The following is a 17,449-nucleotide window of genomic DNA, read 5'->3' on the forward strand; positions in this document are numbered from 1 at the left end:
ACGTCAGAGTGTATCAGCGACTTTGGCGTCCGGGAACTGTCCGCGGGAGGTGAGAGCCAGGGGGTCTCACCTCCCACGGACGCTACCTCTCCAGACCAGCGATCGGGAGCCCAGAATGACCGAGTCGGACCTGTCGGTGGTGCATCTCACGCCGGGCCGCTGGGGCGATCCCGCGCACCCGGTCGAGCTACCCGCCGCGGCTGTCGGCGCGCTGCAGCATCTCGGCGTACGACGACCTGCCACAGGTCCGGTGGACCCGGTGGATCGGCCCGGGCTGACCGACGAGCAGCTCGGCTTCCTGACCGAGGTGGTCGGCGCCGACCACGTGAAGACCGACCTCGAGACGCGGTGGGGACACACCCGCGGCTACTCGACTCCAGACCTGCTCAGGCATCGGGCAGGTGACACGACCGACATGCCTGACGCTGTGGTCTACCCCGGTTCGCACGCCGAGGTGCAGGCCTTGCTGGCCGCCTGCTCGTCGCATCACCTGGCCGTGGTCCCCTACTCGGGAGGTACGTCGGTCGTCGGCGGCCTCGCCGCGGAACGGCGCTTCATCACGGTCGACGTGCAACGGCTCGATCAGTTGGTGGCGATCGACGAGGTCTCGCGGACGGCGACGTTGCAGGCCGGCGTACGCGGTCCGGCGGCCGAGGCGTTGCTGGCGGAGCGCGGGTACACGCTCGGGCATTTTCCCCAGTCTTATGAGGGTGCCTCGATCGGTGGGTACGCCGCCGCGCGGTCGAGCGGGCAGTCGTCGGCCGGCTATGGGCGGTTCGATCAGATGGTGGTCGGGCTGACGCTGGCGACGCCGCGCGGGACGATCGAGACGGGACGCGCGCCGATGTCCGCGGCCGGCCCGGATCTGCGGCAGTTGGTGCTCGGGTCCGAAGGCGCGTTCGGGATCATCACGTCGGTCGTCGTCCGGATCCGGCCGCGGCCGGCCGAGCGGCACTTCGAGGGCTGGCGGTTCGAGGACTTCTCGTCCGGGCTGACCGCGATCCGGCGGCTGGCCCAGAACGGTCCGCTGCCGACGGTGCTGCGGTTGTCCGACGAGGCCGAGACCGCGGTGAACCTGGCCGACCCGGACGTGTTGGGTGGCGGATCGGGCGGCGTACTGGCGATCGTCGGTTTCGACGGGCCGTACAACGCGAAGACGGCTGACGTGCTGACCGCGACGGGTGGACAGAACCTGGGTGAAGGTCCCGGAGAGCTGTGGCGGGTCGGGCGGTATCGAGCGCCGTACCTGCGGGATCCCTTGCTCGACGAGGGTGCGTTGGTCGAGACGCTGGAGACGGCCGGCTTCTGGTCGAAACTGCCGCAGTTGAAGGCTGCGGTGACAGAGGCTGTGGTGAAGTCACTCACCGACCAGGGCACGCCACCTCTTGTTCTCTGCCACGTCTCGCACGTCTACGAGACCGGCGCATCCCTGTACTTCACCGCGATCTGCGCCCAGACGGACGATCCGGTCGCCCAGTGGCGTATGGCGAAAGCCGCGGCCAGTGCAGCGATCGCGGCGGCGGGCGGGACGATCAGCCACCATCACGGTGTCGGCACCGACCACCGGGATGCCTACGCGGCGGAGATCGGTCCACTCGCTGTCGAGGCCTTGCAGGCGGTCAAGAAGGCACTCGACCCCGACGGCGTGATGAATCCAGGGATCCTCTTGACCTCAAGTTAACTTGAAGTTGGACAGTGACGGGCATGACTCCTGAATCCTCCAACCGTCCTGTCGCTCTCATCACCGGTGCGTCCGCCGGGCTCGGGCTGGCGCTCGCCCACGGGTTGGCCGATCGCGGCTGGACGCTGGTGATCGACGCCCGCGGCGCCGACGCACTCAAGGACGCGGCCGACGCACTCGCCGGCCGCACCGATGTGGTCCCGCTCGCCGGCGACGTCACCGACCCCGAGCACCGCGCGGACCTGCTGGACGCCGTGACTGAGCTCGGCCGCCTCGACCTCCTGGTGAACAACGCGAGCTACCTCGGCCCGAGTCCGCTGCAGCCGCTGGGCGTGGCCGACCTGGACGAGCTGCGACGCGTCTACGAAGTCGATGTGGTCGCACCGATCGCTCTCACCCAGGCACTGCTCCCAGAACTCACCACAGCATCCGGTGTGGTCCTCAATATCAGCTCCGACGCCGCAGTCGAGGCGTACGAAGGCTGGGGTGGCTACGGCTCCGCCAAGGCTGCTCTGGATCACGCAACCGCAGTACTGGCCGCCGAACACCCGTCGCTCGCCGTCTACGCCGTCGACCCCGGTGACCTTCGTACGGCGATGCACCAGGCGGCGTTCCCCGGTGAGGACATCTCGGACCGGCCGGAGCCGTCGACCGTCGTACCGGCGTTCCTGCAACTGCTGGACAGCCGCCCCAAGAGCGGTCGGTACCGTGCGGCGGAGTTCGCGCCGGCGGTGACGTCGTGAGGGTGCACCCCCACACGAGGTTCGTCCTGCCCGACTCGCTGAACGCCACCGAACCACCTGAGGCTAGAGGGCTGTCGCGCGATCAGGTGAAGCTGCTGGTCGCGGAGGGGTCGACCACCACGCACACCCGCTTCGACCGGATCGGTGAGCACCTGCGACCTGGAGACCTGCTGCTGGTGAACACGTCCGGCACCATGCCCGCTGCAGTAGACGGCTCGTGGATCACCGGCTCCGGTGTGGCACCTGTCGTCGTCCACTTCTCCACCGCACTCGACGACGGCACCTGGGTCGTCGAACTGCGCAATGGTGGTTCACCGATGTTCGGCGGTACGACGGGCGACCAAGTGGAGCTGCCTGAAGGCGTGCTGACGCTGCTGGCGCCGTACCAGTCGGACTCGAACCGACTGTGGCGAGCCAAGCCGCCAGTGTCTGACGTGCTGGGCTATCTGCAGCGTCACGGTCGGCCGATCACCTACAAGTACGTCGGCCGGCGTTGGCCGCTCGCGTCGTACCAGACCGTCTTCGCACGCGAGCCGGGTAGCGCGGAGATGCCCAGTGCGGCGCGACCGTTCAGCTTCGAGCTGGTGAGTCATCTCGCGTCGCAGGGCGTTCTGATCGCGCCGATCATGCTGCACTGCGGTGTGTCCTCACTGGAGAGCCACGAACCACCCTTGCCCGAGCGGTACGACGTACCGGCGCACACGGCTCGGTTGGTGAACTGGGTGAAGGCCAACGGCGGTCGGGTGATCGCAGTGGGCACGACCGCTGTGCGAGCCGTCGAGTCAGCTGTCGCGGCGGACGGCTCAGTCACTGCGTCTCACGGCTGGACCGACCTTGTCCTCGGCCCGGACCGCCCGGTCCGCGTCGTCGACGGCCTCATCACCGGCATGCACGCCCCGGAGGCCTCCCACCTGCTGCTGCTCGAGTCCGTCGTCGGTGGTGACACTGTCCAACGTGCCTACGACGCCGCTCTGCACGAGGGCTACCTCTGGCACGAGTTCGGCGACAGCTGCCTGCTGCTGCGATAGGTTCCCGATGTCAAAAGTGGCACTCGGTGCGACTCAGTGCTCTCTGTGACAGTCAATACACTCAGTGCATGACGACCGAAGGTCTTCGGGCCCGCGCCCGGGGCGCCGGCGCTAGGAAGACACCGGCCACCGCTGCGGTGGATCAGCCCTGGTCCGCGGGCTCGAGGTGGTCAGACGGCTTCGGATCGCTCGCCGGCTCCGCGGTCGCCTCTGCAAGTGCGGTGAGGTCACCTGGCGGGACGGTTGTCCGGTGGTCTTCGTTTCCGGGGCGGGCCCGTTTGTCGATCGCGCGCGGGCTCACCGCGTCCACCCCACAGGCACACAGAAGATCATCCTGAATGTCCTTACATCTCCAGGTCCCCCGTCGGGACGTCACTCGATTAGACGAGCGGCCGGTACCCGATGTCATGCGTTGACTCAAACCGATCGGAAATTGTGGCCTAGGCCGATTAGTTTCAGATTGAACGGCCCTCGATCCGGTCCGGGTCGAGCAGATCCGGCGTGATGAAGTCGTGCGGGAAGCCGAGGGTGAATCCGGTCGCCGCGTCGAGCCGACGTACGGCGTCGTCCGGCAGAGCGAGCTCGATCGCGGCGAGGTTGTCCGCCAGTTGCTCCGGCGAACTCGCACCGGCCAGCGGATGGACCGCCCGCGAATGCACCCGCGTCCACGCCAGCGCCACCTGGGCCGGCGTGGCATCGAGCTCGGTGGCGACCTCGTGTACGACGGTCAGCACGGCGCGCTCGTGGTCGTTGCCGGCCGTCTCCACCGGTTTCGTGAGCTTGCCGTGGGCAAGAGGTGCCCAGGCGGCCACGGTCATGCCGAACGCCTCGGCCATCGGCAGCAGCTCCCGCTCGATATCGCGCTGGAGCAGGCTGTACGGCACCTGCAGGCCGGCGAATCCGGACCAGTCCCGCCACTCGGCCAGGGTGTTGCCGCGAGCAACGAGCCAGGCCGGCGCGTCGGAGATCCCGGCGTACAGGATCTTCCCTGCCCGGACCGCGTCGTCGAGGGCGCGCAACGTCTCCTCGATCGGGGTGTGCCGCTCCCAGTAGTGCACCCAGTAGATGTCGAGGTAGTCGGTCCCCAGCCGGCGCAGGCTGGACTCGAGCGCGAGCCGGAGGTTCTTCCGGTGGTTGCCGGTGGCATTGATGTCGGTCTTGTCCCGGGGCAGCGTGTACTTCGACGCGAGGACGAACCGGTCCCGCCGGCCGGACAGTATCTCCCCGAGGATGTCCTCGCTCGCGCCGTACGCGTCGGCGGTGTCGATCATGTTTCCGCCCGCCTCGGCGTATCGGTCGACGATCGGCCGGGCCTGCTGGACGGACCGGAACCGCATCGCGCCGAGGAAGAGTTCGGAGACGCGCAGGCCGGTGGGGCCGAACAGTCGATAGCGCATCAGCCGGCGTACCCGTGCAGGAAGGCGTGGACGCCGGTGGTGATGGCGTCCTTGATCTCGTCGGGGGTCATGGATCCTCCTCGGTAGGACGGGTTGGCTCCGGAGATGAGCAGGGAGAAGTGCAGGGCGGCGCGCATCGGGTCGTCGATCCGCAGCAGCCCGTCCGCGGCGAACGCGGCCAGCCGGTCGGCGAGAGCCCGCCGTACGGCGATCGGCCCGGCCTCCTGCCAGGCGTCGATCGCCTCCTGTGGGATGTGGCCGGCCTCGGCGTTCACCTGGCGCACCAGCGCGGAGTGCTCGGCGTAGTCCGGCATCGGCGTACGCCAGGCGATCCCGAACGCGACCAAGTCGGCCTCGAGGTCGGTGACCTCGGTCAGCTGTGCCTCGATGATCGCGAGTTGCGCGGCCGCGACCTTCGTCGTGCTCTCCTGGATCACCGCGCGGAACAGTCCGGCCTTGTCGCCGAAGTGGTTGTACAGCGTCCGGGTGGAGACCCCGGCCGCCGCGGCGATCACGTCGATACTCGCCCGCGCGTAACCGTCCCGGGCGAACACGGTCAGCGCGCCGGCCAGCACCTCCTGCCGTTTTCCTGCCCGTGGCACCGGACCTCCTGGCGTAGTTACAACGATCGTTGTACTTTAGCGTACATGGCATTCACCGATGAAGAGCTCGGCTATCTGAAATCACAACCGCTGGCCCGGCTGGCAACGGTCGGCCCGGACGGGCAACCGGACGTCGTCCCGGTTGGCTTCGAGTACGACGGCACGTACTTCTACGTCGGCGGGGTCGACCCCGCCAACACCCGCAAGGTCCGCAACGTCCGCGCCGGCCACGACCAGTTGGAGTTGGCACCTGGACGGCCGCCCCGCCACCCACGACGAGGACAGCTTCGCCCCGACCCGGACTGTGCACGCCGGCTGACTCAGGTGCGGGCTGCCTTCTTGCGGCGGCGCTTGGTGTCTTGGACGAAGACCCAGGCGACGGCCGCGCCGGTGACGAAACCGCCGAGGTGGCCCTGCCAGGAGATGTTCGGGATCAGGAACGAGATGACGGCGGTGGCCGCGACGTAGCCGAGGATCCAGGTGACGTCCATGCCGCGGGCCCGGCTGATCACCAGCAGCCCGCCGACCAGGCCGAGGACGGCACCGGAGGCACCGAGGGTCGCCGACACCGGCGACGACAAGAACCAGACCGCGACGCTGCCGCCGAGTGCGGACAGCAGGTAGAGGGTCAGGAACCTGAGCCGGCCGAGCATCTGCTCCAGCGGCGGACCGAGCTGGTAGAGCATGAACAGGTTCGCGAGGATGTGGAAGATCTGCAGGTGGGTGAAGGCCGAGGTGAACAACCGCCACGGCTCGGAGTCCACCAGCACCGGGACCAGCACCAGGTCGTTCACGAGCCGGCTGCTGCCTGTGCGCACCGCGATGAACACCAGCACGTTGATCGCCAGCAGAACCATCGTGACGACCTGCGGGTTGCCGCGCTGGATTCCGCCGAAAGACGTCCGGGTCCGCGGCACCGACTTCACGCCCTCGTTGAAGCAGCTCGGGCACTGGAAGCCGACCGAGGCACTCTTCATGCAGGACGGGCAGATCGGCCGGTCGCAGCGCTGACAGCGCACCCCGGCGGGCCGATCCGGGTGCCGGTAGCAGACGGTCTCGGTCACGGAGGGCGGGTCCTTCCCCGATGAGAGAGAACGCGGGCCGGGCACCTGCCCGGCCCGCGACGAAGAATCAGGCGTTCTTGCGCTCGATGACGACGTTGTTGATCACGATCGCGTCGATCGGCCGGTCGCCCGGAGCGGTCTTGGCGGTCGCGATCGCGTCCACGACCTTCTTCGACTCGTCGTCGGCGACCTCACCGAAGATGGTGTGCTTGCGGTTCAGGTGCGGGGTCGGCACCACGGTGACGAAGAACTGCGAGCCGTTGGTGCCGCGGCCGAACTGGATGCCGGCGTTCGCCATCGCCAGCAGGTACGGGCGGTCGAACGTCAGCTCGGGGTGGATCTCGTCGTCGAAGGCGTAGCCCGGCGAACCGGTGCCGGTGCCGAGCGGGCAGCCGCCCTGGATCATGAAGCCGTCGATCACCCGGTGGAAGGTCAGACCGTCGTAGAACTTGGCGGTGCTGGGCTGACCGGTCTGCGGGTCGGTCCACTCCTTGGTGCCCTCGGCCAGTCCGACGAAGTTGCTCACCGTCTTCGGCGCGTGGTTGGGGAACAGCCTGATGACGACGTCACCCTTCGTCGTCTGCAGGGTCGCGTACAGCTCTTCGGCCACGGGTGTTCACTCCTCATCGATTACGGCTTACTCGCTTCGATCCTGTCACGCCGGGCCAAGTCGTCCAGCATCGACCGGCCGGGATGGTTGCGCGGGAGCGGTGCTGGGCACTGGGCGGGGAGGCGATGGATCGATACAAGCGCGCCAGTCGGGAGCCGGGACACGGGTTTGTCGGCTGGGTACGTCGTACGATGCAAACGAGGCCGGATTTGTCCAGAAAGTCGTACCAGTAGCGTCCATACCGCCGATGGGCCAGATGGCTGCCCACCGAGGCGGGCGGCACCGAGGAGGGAACCGTGGGTTTGTCGAAGTCCAAGGGCCGGGTCGAGACCACGAAAGGCCGGGTCCGGCCACTGGCCGAGTCCGCGTCGGAGAAGATCGGGCCGGCTGTGGGCACCGCACGGGAGAAGGTGTCGCCGTACGCCGAGAAGGCCGTCGAGCGCGGCGCCCACTATGCCAATGTGGCGGTCGAGAAGGCCGGTCCGGTGATCGACGACGCGCTGGCCAAGGTCGGCCCGGCCACTGAGCAGGCCGCCGAGAAGGCGCGCGAGCGGTTCAACGACGACGTGCTGCCGAAGGTGACCGCCGCACTGGCGTCGCTGGCGGCCGCCGCCGAGCCGGTCGTCGAGGAGACCTCACGCCGGGGCAAGGCCACCAAGGCCGCGCTCAAGGGTGAGATCGACGTGCCGAAGAAGAAGAGCCACAAGCTCCGCAAGGTCGTCCTGTTCCTGGGCTTCGGTGCCCTGGCCGCGGCGGCCGTGAAGAAGTTGCTGACCCCGCCGGAGCCGGCCTGGCAGTCGACCCCGACCAGCGGCCGCGACTACAGCTCCGCCCCGGCCGGTACGACGTCCCGCCCGGCGGCGACCGAGACCAAGCCCGACACCAAGCCCGATACGAAGCCGGACACGAAGCCGGAGCCGGCGTCGTCGAACGGTAAGACCGACGCCCCGAAGGCGGAGTCGGCGAAGACCGATGCGGAGTCGGCGAAGGCCGATGCCAAGCAGGACGGCGCCGACACCGAGGTGAACGCGACGGCCTACGGCACCGCGAAGAAGAGTACGACCGCCAGGAAGTCGAGCAGCCCGAAGCCGTCCGACTCCTGACCTGACCACCGCAACGGCGAAGGCCGCGATCCCTGGACTGGGGTTCGCGGCCTTCGTTTGTGCTGCGTTCTTTAGGTGATGGCGTCGCCTTGCGCGTACGGCGCCTGACCGGGGCGGCGGGGTGGGGCCGTAGCGCTTCAGTTCGGGTTCGGCTCGGGGATCTCACCGTCGTGGTCGTCGTCACCGTCGTGGTGCGGCTTGGCGATGGTGTAGCGGCCGGCCGACAACAGTTGAGTGGCGTAGCGGTGCGTGATGCAGGGGTAGGTGCCGCCGCAGTGCTGGCAGACGGCATCGTTGCGGTGCAGCCAGGGGAGGATGCCGAACCGCTTGACCCAGGTCAGCGGCTCGCGGTCGGGGGCGTGCAGTTTCAGGGCCGAGCGGGCGGCACTCTGGATCTCGGGTGCGGACCAGTCCTCGGCGCTCTTGTCCATCAGTGCGCTCAGGTCGGGGTGGAGGTGTGCGGTCGAGCGGGCTTTATTCATCTATGTGTCTTCCGGGGCAGGGTGGGGGTGCGGGCCGATCGTCCTGACTGAAGCGTCCGCTTCAAACGTGACGATCCGATCGCTGTTAGCGACCTTAGTCGCCCAGTAGCCCACGCCGCGCTTTCGCACGCGTCGCCCGGTGTCAGATCTTCGTCAGGTTTCACAGCGTGCTGACGGGGACACCTTTTCGCTTCAGGTCCACAGCGTCTCGAGCGTGATCCGGGCCTCGAGTTCGAGGAGGTGGCGTTTGAGCGGGATGCCGCCACCGAAGCCGACCATCTTGCCGCCTGCGCCGACGACCCGGTGACAGGGCACCACGACGGCGATCGGGTTCCGGTTGCAGGCGACACCGACAGCCCGGGCGGCGCCCGCGTCCCCGACGATCTTGGCGACCTCGCCGTACGTCTGCATCTCGCCGTACGGGATCCGGCTCAGCTGGGCCCAGACCGCACGCTCGAACTCGGAGCCGCCGCGGACCGACAGTGGGACGGTGAACTCCTTCAGTTCGCCGGCGAAGTAGGCCTTCAACTGCTCCTGCGTCTCGGTCAGCAGCGGGTCCTGCTCCAGGTGCTGGTCGACCCGGCCGAAGTTCAGCCGGCACAGTCCGGCGTCGTCCACAGCCAGGGACAAGTCACCGATGGGTGAGTCGATCACGGACCAGCGCATACCCCTATCCTCGCGCCCGCCATGGACAGTTTCTCGCGGTTTCGCGACACCAACCGAGGCCGACACCAACTGCCCCACCACCTGTTGTCCTCGCCTGGTCACGCGGTGTTGTGCTATTTCTGACACATGCCGACCCAGCCGCCGCTGGACCGCTGGTTCAGCTCCGAGCGAGGAATGGGCCTGACCGCATCGATCCTGGTCGGGGTCGTCACCGTGACCACCTGGGCGACCGCCTGGTCCGATTGGTACTCGTACCAGACCGTCAAGAAGTACGCCGACGACCAGGACCACTTGGCCGAGGCCGACCTGATCTCCGGCTCACTCGGCATCGGCGCCGCGCTGGCGTTGCTCGCGGCCGCGGTGGTGTTCATCGTCTGGTTGTGGCGGGTCCGGTGGAACGCGGAGATGTTCTGCCGCGGCGAGCACCGGTTCACCCGCGGCTGGGTGCTCGGCAGCTGGATCTGCCCGGTGGTGAACCTCTGGTACCCCAAGCAGGTCGTCGACGACATCGTCGCCGCCAGCGATCCGCGGACACCGCCGCAGACGCCGACCCTGCGCGACATCCCGGGCACCCGGCTGGTCTGGGCCTGGTGGCTGACCTGGGTCGCCGGCCTGGTGTCGGGCAACGTGGTGCAACGCGGCATCCTGGTCGCCGCGACCGAGCCGGGTCAGCTGCGGACGAACGTCGTACTGTCCACGATCTCCGCGCTGTTCACCACCGCGGCCGCCGTCCTGGCGGTGATCCTGATCGAGCGGATCGACGAGCTGCAGACGAAGCGGGCCTGGGTGCCGTGGTGGGACGTGGATCAGTCGCAGCCCGGATTCCAACCTCCTGCGAGGTAAACCAATCCGTCACGGACTGTCTCATCGGTCGTTACAAGAGGTGATGGGCGTACGAAAAGAACACGTTAAGTCGACACCCTCCGTGCTGGACCCGACTCCACACGGGTACTTACTTCGTGGTATCAATGTGGCTCGGTCATGCGGGGGCAGGATTTGGCCGAAACGCCGAACAGACGGAGTTCCAGCAACGCGAGGGACGCGAGACGTGAGCCACCCGCAGCCAGCAGTGTTGACTGCTGTCCAAGACCATGAAGAAGAGTGGCAACCACACGCAGCTGAGGAGTTCCAGCAGGTCGGGACGGTCGGAAAGATCGCCATCGGACTGCTCGGAGCGTCGACGCTCACCCATCTGCTCTCCACCTGGTCCGACTGGAACACCTATTCGGTCGTCAACAGCTACCTCGGCGGGATGCCGAACGTCGATGACGCGGACCTGAACCGCGCCGACGCCATCGCCAAGGTCACCGCCGTCCCGAACGTCGTCATCTCGGTCGCCGCCGCTGTGGTCTTCGTCATCTGGCTCTGGCGGGCCCGGGTCAACTCCGAGGTCTTCTGCCAGGCCGACCATCGCCGCAGCCATGGCTGGGTGCTGGCCAGTTGGTTCTGCCCCGGCCCCAACCTCTGGTACCCGAAGCAGATTGTCGACGACGTCTGGCTGGCCAGCGATCCGAAGACCCCGGTGTACGCCGACGACCTGCGCCGATTCAGGACTCCCGCCCTCACCTCCGTGTGGTGGGTGGCCTGGGTCGGCGCTCTCGCGTTCGACGTCGTGGTCCGCCGGTTCCTGATGTGGATGGACGCGACCGTCGGGTCGCTGCGCGGTATCGCCCTCGCCGGTTCGGCGTCCCTGGTGCTGACCGCCGCCTCGGCGGTCGCCGCGACACTCGTGATCCGCAAGATCAACGCGATGCAGACCAGCCGCGAGTGGATTCCGTGGTGGGACCAGAGCGGGCCGAAGCTCACCGCCGTTCCGTCGTACGAGGTCCACCAGGTTCCGTCGTACGCCAACGACGACACCGACGAGCAGGCCGCGATCAGCGAGCCGATCGCCGCGCCCGTACGGCAGTTGGAGCGTCAGCCGGAGCTGCAGATGGCCGGTGGCGGTCCGGCTCCGAGCCCGTTCGCTTCGGCACCGGCCGCCGGTGCCGGCTTCCCGGGTGACGGCGCAGCCGCCGGCGGGTTCCCCGGCGGTGGCAGCCCGTTCGGCGCCGGCCAGGCGCCCGTGGCGTTCGGCGGAGCACCCGCCGGCTTCGGTGGCGCACCCGCCGCCTTCGGTGGTGACAGCCCCGTCGAGGAGCCGCCGAAGTGGAGCCCGTTCGCACCGGTCGTGGAGAGCTGGCAGGACGACAAGGACAACGGCCCCTCGACCGAGCAGTTCGACGCCGTCGCCGCATGGCAGGAAGAGAAGCAGCCGGTCGAGGAGGGCACCAGCTACGAGAAGACGAGCTGGAGCGACTACCTCGGCTCCGGGAACGACGACCTGCTGTCGACCCAGGCCCCGTCGTCGAGCAACTGGCTGGACGAGACGCCGCCGCTGACCGTCGTCGAGCCAGAGCCGTACTCCTACCAGCCGTCCCAGCCGGCCGCCCCGTACCAGCCGTCCCAGCCGGCCGCCCCGTACCAGCCGTCCCAGCCGGCCGCCCCGTACCAGCCGTCGCAGCCGGCCGCCTCCTATCAGCCGACCCAGCCGGCCGCCTCGTACCAACCGTCCCAGCCCGCCGCCGAGGCGCCGTCCTGGGCGAGCAGCTACTCCGAGTCCTACTCCTACGAGACCCCCGACTACCTGACCTCGGCGCCCACCCCCGCGGAGGTCGAACCCGCACCCGAGCCTGAGCCCGCGCCCGTTGCGCGCGCTGGCCGCCGGGCCGCTCGGGTCGCGGTGGACAGCCCTTCGGCGATCCAGCCGGTGGTCTCCTCGCAGGCGGCGTCGGAGCACACGGCGTCGGAGCACACGGTGTACGCACCGTCGGAGCACACCGTGTATGCGCCGACCGAGCACACGACGCCGTCGTCGCCGGTGTCGGCGTCGTCCGGCTACTACGAGCCGGCTCCGGTCATCCCGCAGCAGGACGACTTCCTGACGCCGTCGAAGCCGCTGCCGACGGTCCCGTCGTACGGCCCGGAGCCGTCGTACACCGACAACAGCTACTCGTCGGAGCCGACGTACAGCTCGTACGAAGACTCGTCCTCGAGCTACCAGCCGTCGTACGACTCCAGCCCGGAGTACACGTCGTACGGGCAGTCGGACCACTCGAGCACCGCGAACTACGAGTCCACGGACTACAGCTACGGCAGCTCGACCTCCTCCTCCTCGGAGTACAACTACGACTCGACGTCGTACGACTCCTACAGCCCGACCTCCTACAGCGGGTCGGAGTACAACAGCGTCGAGCCGACGTACGAGAGCTACAGCCCGAACTACGCGACCGAGTCCTACAGCCCCTCCGCCGACTACAGCAGCAACAACAGCTACTACTCGCCGGAAGAGCCGCAGCAGCAGCCGGAGTACCAGCAGCAGGCGCCGTACAGCTACGAGCAGCAGCAGGCTCCGGAGCAGGGTGACCAGACCAACACCACACCGCGCACTCACCCGCGTCGGCGCTGGGTCTGATCGAATAGGACCTATGAGCCTCGCCTTTTCCACGCTCGGCTGCCCCGGAGCGTCCCTCGACCATGTCCTGGAACTTGCCAAAGGCAACGATATCTCCGGCCTGGAACTGCGGGCCGCGGACGACGAGTTCACCAACACCGGCCTGACCGCGGCACAGCGGCGTGAGCTGCGAACCCGGATCGAGGACGCCGGTCTGGAGGTCCTTGCCGTCAGCAGCTACGTCAAGCTCTGCGCCGTCGAGGAGCAACCGCTCGAGGCCCACCTCGAGCTCGCCGCCGACCTCGGCGCCCGCGGCGTCCGCGTCTTCCCCGGCGACCCTGACCCGGACACGGGCATGGGCGCCGGCACCGGTACCGGCACAGCCACGGACCCGGGTACGACGGAGGGGCCTAGCGCCGGTGAGATCCGGGCTCTCGACCGGGTCACGACCGCCCCCAGGGATGTCCACATCCTGTTGGAAACCCATGACTCGCACTCGGCCGGCCGGAAGATGGCCGCGCTCTGCACCCTGCTCGACACCGACGTCCCCGGCCACAACGCCAAGGTCGTCTGGGACAGCGCGCACACCTGGAGCCACGGCGAGACCCCGGCGGAGGCCTTCGAGCTGCTGAAGCCCTGGATCGAGTTCGTCCAGATCAAGGAGACGGACTCCCGGCAGAAGTACCGCCCGGTCGCCATCGGCACTGGCGACTACCCGATCCAGGACCTGCTCGAGACGCTCAAGGGCACCGACTACCCGCTCTCCCTCGAGTGGGAGCTCAAGTGGCACCCGCACCTCCCGCCGCTGGAGGAGACGCTGCCGGCCGCTCGTGCCTGGGCTACGGCCTGAGCTTCAGGGCAGCGGCGCGGTGAGATACCGGGTCAGGGTCGGGCCGAGCCAGGCGACGACGTCGTCATGCGAGAGCGTCGCGACAGGTCCGATCTCGAGGATGTAGCGGCACAGCGCCAGCCCGAGCGCCTGACTGGCGACCAAGCCGGCCCGGACGGCCGGCGCGTCGACCGCGAGTTCCCGCAGCGTCGGTCCGAGCTGTGCGGCGAACAGTTGCCGCATCCGCTCGGCCGCAGTCTCGTTGGTGACCGCTGCCCGCAGGAGCGCCCGCAGCGTGTCGTCCCCCTCCCACCGGGTCAGGAAGTGCCGGATCAGCGCCTCCCCCAACTGCTCCCGAGGTACGCCGCTGAGGTCGGGCAACCGCAGATCGAACTCGGCCGCCGCGGCGAACAACTTCTCCTTGTTGCCGTAGTACCGCATCACCATCGCCGGGTCGATCGCCGCGTCCGCCGCGATTGCCCGGATCGTGGCCCGCTCGTACCCGTCCGCGCCGAACCGCTCCCGGGCTGCCGCGAGGATCGCCGCCCGGGTCCGATCGGACTTCCGTTCTGCCATGCCCAGAGCATATGCCAACACTTGTTGACTTTTCATCCTGGCCTGCCTACAGTAAAAGTCAACAACCGTTGATAAATCTGAGAAGGGGGAGCGATGATGACTCCGAAGCAGGCAGATGTCGTGGTGGTGGGTGCGGGTCCGGTCGGGCTCGCGGTGGCGGTCGGGCTACGGCTGCACGGACACTCCGTGGCGGTGGTCGACAAGCAGGCCGAGGGGTCGAACACCTCGCGGGCTTCCGTCATCCACGCCCGGACGCTGGAGATGCTCGATCGGATCGGCGTCACCAAGCGCCTGGTCGAGCTCGGCCTGGAGTTGCAGGACTTCGCGATCCGCGACGGCGACCGCCGGCTCGTCCCGGTCAGCTTCCGCGACCTGCCCACCGACTACCCGTTCACGCTGATGATTCCGCAGTGGCAGACCGAGCAGATCCTGCTCGAGCGGCTCGAGGAGCTCGGCGGGACAGTGCTGCGCCCGTACGCCGCTACCGGCCTGACCCAGTCCGCGGACGGCGCCGAGGTGACGCTGGACAGCGGTGACGTGATCAAGGCGCAGTACGTCGTGGCCGCCGACGGTATGAACAGCACGATCCGGGAGCTCGCCGGGCTGAAGATGCCGGGCAACACCTTGCAGCTGTCGTTCAGCCTGGTGGACGTCCGGGCCGAAGGGTTGCCGGCGGAGGAGGTCTCACTGTCGTTCGCGACCGCAGGGCTGCTGGTGATCGCGCCGCTGCCGGACGGATCGTTCCGGTTGGTCGCGTCGGTGGACAAGGCGCCCGAGGATCCGGATGTCGCGTACGCCCAGCGGTTGCTCACGGCGCGCGGGCCGAAGAAGAACTCGCCGAAGGTGACCGAGGTGATCTGGGGGTCGCGGTTCCGGATCCACGAGCGGGTCGCGGACACCTATCGCGACGGTCGTGTGCTGTTGGCCGGCGACGCCGCGCACACCCACAGCCCGGCCGGCGGCCAGGGCATGAACCTGGGTCTGCGTGACGCGATCACTCTGGCCGACGCGCTGTCCACAGCGCTGAACCAGGGCAACGAGTCGGAGCTCGACACCTACGCGACCAACAGTCGCGCCGAGGCCATCCGCGTGGTTGGGCTCGCTCACCGGCTGACCCGCCTCGCGAATGTGCCGCGACCGGTCCGCCCGCTGCGCAACGCCGTACTCGGACTCGCCGGCAAGCTGCGGAAGACACAGGGCGGGCTGGCCAAGCAACTGGCCGCCATCCCGGAGCGCTAAGTCCGGGCCGGGTTACACCGACCTGGTTGCCTACGGCAACAGCGACCTCCGGCTGCTACGGCTGGCCGGGGTTCAGCTGGTCGGTGATCGAGGACGACCTGGCCGGCGCCGACCGTGAGCGGGAGAAGGCCGACGCCGAGTACGCCTGAGCCGTCGCCTCGAAGAAGGTCGCCGCCACCTTGCCCAGTGGGCGTACGGCGTACCGGCAGCTGCCGACTACAACAACGACCTGGCCAGTCTCGCGCAGCAGTATCCGACCAAGGCGAAGCTGTTCACGCTGAAGGAGACCTCGCTGGAGAACCGGACGATCCGCGGCCTCGAGATCAGCCGAGACGTCAACACCAGCGACGGCAAGCCGGTGTTCCTGATGGTCGGACTGCACCATGCAAGGGAGTGGCCGTCGGGTGAACTGACCATCGGTTGCAAGGCCGCGTTCTAACCGGCCGTCGACTCCCGGATCTCCAACGTGTACGGGACGCTGAGGTCGCGACGAGCGGCCTCAGCGTTCCCGGAGATGCGCTCGAGCAACAGGTCGACCGCGTTCTCGGCCAGCCACTCCTTGTCCGGTGAGATCGTGGTCAGCGAGGGCGAGTGGAAGCGGCCGTCCTCGATGTCGTCGAAGCCCACCACTGCGACGTCGTCCGGCACCGACAACCCGGCATCGGCCAGCGTCCGCAATGCACCCAAGGCGAGCAGATCGTTGAAGCAGAACACGGCATCCGGCGGCTCGGGCAACGCCAGCAACTCCCGCATCGAGGCCGCGCCGTCCGGTCGGTGGTATCCCGTCCCGGCCAGCTCCAGCGCAGGATCATGCGGCAGACCGGCCGCTTTCAGAGCCTTCCGATAGCCCTTCCGTCGTACGGCGCCAGTGCCCGCGCCACCGCCGACACCGATGGCGGCGATCCGGCGTCTGCCGATCGAGATGAGGTGCGTCGTCGCGTCGAAGGACGCTTTGACCGAGTCGACCGCGACGTGGTCGAAGGTGCCGGCGGCGGGCCGTTCGCCCAGTAGGAGCAGGGGTTTCGCCGTACCGGCTGAGTCGATCTTCGTCGGTGCGGTGGTGATCGGCGAGAAGATGATGCCGTCGATCAGTTGCCCGCGCATCCCATCCAGGACCAGCTTCTCGGCCGCGGACTCGCCCTCGGTCTGGTCGATCAGCACGGTGATGCCACGCTTCTTCGCGGCCCGGCTGATCGCGGCGCCGAGCTCGGCGAAGTACGGCGAGGCCATCTCCGGGATGGCGAGTGCGATGAAGTCCGACCGGCCCTTGCGTAGCGAACGGGCGCTCACGTTCGGCCGGTAGTCCAGCGCCGCGATCGCCGCCTCGACCTTCGCCCGGGTCTGCGAGGTGATGTGTGGATAGTCGTTGATGACGTTCGACACCGTCTTCACCGACACACCGGCGCGCGCCGCCACATCACTCAGCCTGGTCGTCATCCGTACCTCCGTCTCACCTAGTGTCCCGTAAGCGATGTGGCTTGACGCTATCGGCGCCCAGGCACGCACCTGGACACCGCTATCGTTCAAGCCACATCGCTTACGGGACACTCGCGTTTCCTGAGTGTGCCACGGCCGGCACGAAACAGAACTCGTTGCCTTCCGGATCGGACAGCACGGTCCAGTGCGGCAGCTCCCGGACGACGGACGCGCCGGCCTTGAGCAGCGACCTGAGGGCGCCGTCCTCGCCGGTGACGTCGAGGTGAATCCGGCCTACCGGCTTGAGCTCGGCGGCCGGCGTGATCCAGACGTGGAACCCGTCGCGAGCCCCGAGCAGGACGGACTCGTCCTCGTCCAGGGAGTGCGAGGCCAGCGCCTTGACGTCGTCCGGGTGCACGGGCAGGCCGGTGGCCAGGCTCCAGAACGGCGCGAGCAGGTAGGGGTCGTGACAGTGGATCACGACGGACTGGATTCTCGGCATGTCCACCAGTGTGCGGGCGGCGAGCCCTTTACAGGTGATGTCAATCGTTGTAGAACTTCACGTTAAACGTTGTAAAGG

The 17,449-nt window shown here is 68.2% G+C and carries 19 protein-coding genes and 1 pseudogene; 11 read left to right on the top strand and 9 right to left on the bottom strand.

Translation table 11 applies throughout. The features are described 5' to 3' along the window. The first annotated feature begins 115 nt into the window (after positions 1-115). Genes EV652_RS24605 through EV652_RS24615 form a run of 3 tightly spaced genes read left to right on the top strand, consistent with a single transcriptional unit; the run spans position 116 to position 3,452 of the window. Positions 116-1,681, top strand: a complete 1,566-nt coding sequence (locus tag EV652_RS24605) for an FAD-binding oxidoreductase (protein ID WP_132211563.1) — start codon at positions 116-118, stop codon at positions 1,679-1,681. Positions 1,682-1,704: 23 nt separating this feature from the next. Next, positions 1,705-2,424, top strand: a complete 720-nt coding sequence (locus EV652_RS24610; protein WP_132211564.1) for an SDR family NAD(P)-dependent oxidoreductase — start codon at positions 1,705-1,707, stop codon at positions 2,422-2,424. Continuing rightward, entirely contained in the window at positions 2,421-3,452 is a 1,032-nt protein-coding gene (locus EV652_RS24615; protein ID WP_132211565.1) for an S-adenosylmethionine:tRNA ribosyltransferase-isomerase, read from the top strand. Before EV652_RS24610 ends, EV652_RS24615 begins: the two co-directional genes overlap by 4 nt. A 455-nt stretch (positions 3,453-3,907) precedes the next feature. Here EV652_RS24615 and EV652_RS24620 read toward each other — a convergent pair whose 3' ends face one another. Then, positions 3,908-4,849, bottom strand: coding sequence for an aldo/keto reductase (locus EV652_RS24620; RefSeq protein WP_132211566.1), 942 nt, complete (start codon positions 4,847-4,849; stop codon positions 3,908-3,910). Further along, positions 4,849-5,451 carry a TetR/AcrR family transcriptional regulator gene (locus EV652_RS24625; protein ID WP_242001969.1) on the bottom strand — a complete coding sequence of 201 codons (603 nt, stop codon included), beginning with the start codon at positions 5,449-5,451 and terminating at the stop codon, positions 4,849-4,851. The genes EV652_RS24620 and EV652_RS24625 overlap by 1 nt, the downstream gene beginning before the upstream one ends. 45 nt (positions 5,452-5,496) lie before the next feature. Here EV652_RS24625 and EV652_RS45420 point away from each other — a divergent pair. Then, positions 5,497-5,619 (top strand): annotated as a pseudogene (locus EV652_RS45420) (pyridoxamine 5'-phosphate oxidase family protein); the annotation flags it as partial. A gap of 152 nt (positions 5,620-5,771) precedes the next feature. On the opposite strand, the gene EV652_RS24635 reads toward EV652_RS45420, so the two are convergent. Both EV652_RS24635 and EV652_RS24640 read right to left on the bottom strand, forming a co-directional pair. Beyond that, positions 5,772-6,515, bottom strand: coding sequence for a rhomboid family intramembrane serine protease (locus EV652_RS24635; RefSeq protein WP_132211568.1), 744 nt, complete (start codon positions 6,513-6,515; stop codon positions 5,772-5,774). Between the two features lie 67 nt (positions 6,516-6,582). Further along, on the bottom strand, positions 6,583-7,125 hold the full coding sequence (locus EV652_RS24640) for a peptidylprolyl isomerase (RefSeq protein ID WP_132211569.1): 543 nt from the start codon (positions 7,123-7,125) through the stop codon (positions 6,583-6,585). A gap of 296 nt (positions 7,126-7,421) precedes the next feature. Here EV652_RS24640 and EV652_RS24645 point away from each other — a divergent pair, with 296 nt between their 5' ends. Next, complete coding sequence (locus tag EV652_RS24645) at positions 7,422-8,228, top strand: hypothetical protein (RefSeq protein WP_132211570.1); 807 nt, start codon at positions 7,422-7,424, stop codon at positions 8,226-8,228. 137 nt (positions 8,229-8,365) lie between these two features. Here EV652_RS24645 and EV652_RS24650 read toward each other — a convergent pair whose 3' ends face one another. Both EV652_RS24650 and EV652_RS24655 read right to left on the bottom strand, forming a co-directional pair. Further along, on the bottom strand, positions 8,366-8,710 hold the full coding sequence (locus EV652_RS24650; RefSeq protein WP_242001970.1) for a hypothetical protein: 345 nt from the start codon (positions 8,708-8,710) through the stop codon (positions 8,366-8,368). Positions 8,711-8,902: 192 nt separating this feature from the next. Then, positions 8,903-9,376, bottom strand: a complete 474-nt coding sequence (locus EV652_RS24655) for a methylated-DNA--[protein]-cysteine S-methyltransferase (protein WP_132211571.1) — start codon at positions 9,374-9,376, stop codon at positions 8,903-8,905. Positions 9,377-9,502: 126 nt separating this feature from the next. On the opposite strand from EV652_RS24655, the gene EV652_RS24660 reads away from it, so the two are divergent. From EV652_RS24660 to EV652_RS24670, 3 genes are all read left to right on the top strand, one after another. Beyond that, positions 9,503-10,219 (top strand): DUF4328 domain-containing protein, encoded by a 717-nt coding sequence (locus tag EV652_RS24660; protein ID WP_132211572.1) that lies wholly within the window; start codon positions 9,503-9,505, stop codon positions 10,217-10,219. A 226-nt stretch (positions 10,220-10,445) separates the two neighbouring features. Next, positions 10,446-12,830, top strand: coding sequence for a DUF4328 domain-containing protein (locus EV652_RS24665; RefSeq protein WP_242001997.1), 2,385 nt, complete (start codon positions 10,446-10,448; stop codon positions 12,828-12,830). Positions 12,831-12,843: 13 nt separating this feature from the next. After that, complete coding sequence (locus EV652_RS24670) at positions 12,844-13,659, top strand: sugar phosphate isomerase/epimerase family protein (protein WP_132211574.1); 816 nt, start codon at positions 12,844-12,846, stop codon at positions 13,657-13,659. A gap of 3 nt (positions 13,660-13,662) precedes the next feature. Here EV652_RS24670 and EV652_RS24675 read toward each other — a convergent pair whose 3' ends face one another. Then, positions 13,663-14,214, bottom strand: a complete 552-nt coding sequence (locus EV652_RS24675; protein ID WP_132211575.1) for a TetR/AcrR family transcriptional regulator — start codon at positions 14,212-14,214, stop codon at positions 13,663-13,665. A gap of 93 nt (positions 14,215-14,307) precedes the next feature. Between EV652_RS24675 and EV652_RS24680 the strand changes: the two genes are divergently transcribed. The 3 genes from EV652_RS24680 to EV652_RS46215 all read left to right on the top strand — a co-directional run bounded on the left by EV652_RS24680 (position 14,308) and on the right by EV652_RS46215 (position 15,892). Further along, complete coding sequence (locus EV652_RS24680) at positions 14,308-15,453, top strand: FAD-dependent oxidoreductase (protein WP_242001971.1); 1,146 nt, start codon at positions 14,308-14,310, stop codon at positions 15,451-15,453. Positions 15,454-15,479: 26 nt separating this feature from the next. Continuing rightward, positions 15,480-15,602, top strand: a complete 123-nt coding sequence (locus EV652_RS45845) for a hypothetical protein (RefSeq protein ID WP_255512622.1) — start codon at positions 15,480-15,482, stop codon at positions 15,600-15,602. Between the two features lie 80 nt (positions 15,603-15,682). Beyond that, positions 15,683-15,892 carry a M14 family zinc carboxypeptidase gene (locus EV652_RS46215; protein WP_369410042.1) on the top strand — a complete coding sequence of 70 codons (210 nt, stop codon included), beginning with the start codon at positions 15,683-15,685 and terminating at the stop codon, positions 15,890-15,892. Here the strand turns inward: EV652_RS46215 and EV652_RS24690 are convergent. Continuing rightward, the gene (locus EV652_RS24690) at positions 15,889-16,890 is read right to left on the bottom strand and encodes a LacI family DNA-binding transcriptional regulator (protein ID WP_132211576.1); all 1,002 of its coding nucleotides are present in this window, start codon (positions 16,888-16,890) and stop codon (positions 15,889-15,891) included. The two genes, EV652_RS46215 and EV652_RS24690, sit on opposite strands and share 4 nt — an antisense overlap. Positions 16,891-16,990: 100 nt before the next feature. Further along, on the bottom strand, positions 16,991-17,371 hold the full coding sequence (locus EV652_RS24695; RefSeq protein WP_132211577.1) for a VOC family protein: 381 nt from the start codon (positions 17,369-17,371) through the stop codon (positions 16,991-16,993). Positions 17,372-17,449: the final 78 nt, after the last annotated feature.

Origin of the sequence: Kribbella steppae (assembly GCF_004342025.1) — a bacterium.
Lineage (GTDB): Bacteria > Actinomycetota > Actinomycetes > Propionibacteriales > Kribbellaceae > Kribbella > Kribbella steppae.